Genomic DNA, 1,924 nt, shown 5'->3' with positions numbered 1-1,924 from the left:
AGGATCCCGAACCAGATGGCGACATATTCCGCCTCGATCCGGTTCACCCGGCCTTCGGTCACCCGGATGCCCAGCTCTTTCATCTGCTCACGGGTCAATTCGGCTCCGGCAGCAATGGCGTCCTTGATCGAGGCGAGAGTCTCCGCACCCATCCCCTCGGGCACACCGGCCTTCAGCACCTCCATCGCCGCGTCCGCCTGCATCGCCGGCAGGGACAGCAGGCCGAAATCCATTGCCGAGATCACAGGAAAGAAAATCGGGATCGTCAGAAGGATCATCGACAGCGAGTCCATCAGACAACCGAACACCAGATAGAACCCCAGGATCAGCGCCAGCACCACCCAGGGGCTAAGCCCCATGCTGACGACATAGTCCGCCAATTCCTGCGGCACCTTGGTCAGCGCCAGAAAACCGTTGTAGAACCCCGCGCCGAGCACGATGAAGAAGATCATCGCGGTGGACCGCGCGGTCACCAGAAAACTGTCCGCGAGTGTTTCGCGGTTCAGCCCGCCATTGGTCCAGGCAATGAAACCGGTGCCAAATGCACCCACGGCCGCGCCCTCGGTCGGGGTGAACCAGCCCAGGTAGATACCGCCGACGACCAGGCCAAAGACCAGCAGTACCGGCCAGACATGCACCAGCGCAGCAAATCGCTCGCGCATCGGCACCGGCGGGCGGGTGCCGGCGCTGTCCGGGAACAGGCGCACATAGACCGAGATCGCGATCACATAACCCAATGCCGCCAGCAGGCCCGGAATGAAGGCCGACAGGAACAGCTTGGCGATGTTCTGTTCGGTCAGGATCGCATAGATCACCAACACCACAGAGGGCGGAATTAGGATGCCCAGCGTGCCGCCCGCCGCCAGCGTTGCGGTCGAAAACCCGCCGGCATAACCGTATTGCTTCAGCTCCGGCAGTGCCACACGGCCCATTGTGGCTGCGGTGGCCAAGGACGAGCCGCAGATCGCACCAAAGCCTGCGCAGGCGCCGATGGCCGCCATCGCAACTCCGCCCTTGCGGTGGCCTAGGAATCCTTCAGCCGCTTTGAACAACGCGGTGGACATGCCGCCCAGCGTCGCGAAATGCCCCATCAGCAGGAACATCGGCACAATGGTCAGCGAATAAGAGGAGAAGGTCGAGTAGGTTTCGCTCTTCAGCCGCCCGAACGCAACCTGGGTGCCATCCGTGACCCAGATCAGGCCGCCAAGGCCGACGAGAAACATTGAGAGCCCGATCGGAACCCGCAGAAAGATCAGCAGCATCAGGACCGGGAAGGACGCGATGCCAATTTCAAGAGCCGTCACTGTTCGCCCTCCACGCCGTCCCAGATCAGGATCCGGCCGGTAAAAAATTCAATGGTGCGCACCGCACCCATGTAGGTGCCCACAATGGCCGCCACGACCGCTGCCACCATGCTGATGCCGTAGGCCCACCAGATCGGAAACTCGAGCAGGAAAGAGGTCTCGCCATTGGAGTACTTACTCGCAAGCCCGGCCCCCAGCCGCCAGGCGATCAGCACAAGCACCGCAGCAAAGACAACCTCGGTCGCCATCCGCAAGAACCGGTTCACTCCGCGTGGAAACGCATTGGCGACAACATCAACCGAGGCATGGCCTGCGGTGATCTGGCACAATGGCAAAAAGGCGAAGATCGCAAAGGCCACGCCCGCCTCGACCAGTTCAAAGTCACCGTTGACCGGTCCGACCCAACCGGTCATCCACTTTGAGAACCCGGGTGCAATCCGCTCCATCAGATCGCCATGGAAGACGCCGTTGAGCAAACGCCCAGCGATCGAAACACATGTCAGAATGATCAGAAGAGTGAGGACCGCACCGCCCAGGTAGGCCATGGATTTGGCCAGCCGCATCATGAGCTTGTGCATCGTTCAGTTGCCTTATTCCGGTATGCAAAGGGCCGCAGTGCC

2 protein-coding genes are annotated in these 1,924 nt (G+C 61.3%); both read right to left on the bottom strand.

The features are described 5' to 3' along the window. Positions 1-1,304 (bottom strand): TRAP transporter large permease (locus tag A2I95_RS34425; protein WP_291737022.1); only part of this gene is annotated, 1,304 nt, incomplete at its 3' end. Next, positions 1,301-1,882 carry a TRAP transporter small permease gene (locus tag A2I95_RS34420; protein ID WP_291737020.1) on the bottom strand — a complete coding sequence of 194 codons (582 nt, stop codon included), beginning with the start codon at positions 1,880-1,882 and terminating at the stop codon, positions 1,301-1,303. The genes A2I95_RS34425 and A2I95_RS34420, both read right to left, overlap by 4 nt. Positions 1,883-1,924 lie beyond the last annotated feature (42 nt).

The sequence above is a fragment of the Leisingera sp. F5 genome (assembly GCF_001593695.1).
Note: the sequence above shows the minus strand (reverse complement) of the source record. Positions and strands in the feature narration are given on the sequence as shown.

What these genes read in the sequence shown, in the direction of transcription:
- A2I95_RS34420 (WP_291737020.1), bottom strand. Translation starts at nt 1,882, where the DNA reads ATGCACAAGCTCATGATGCGGCTGGCCAAATCCATGGCCTACCTGGGC.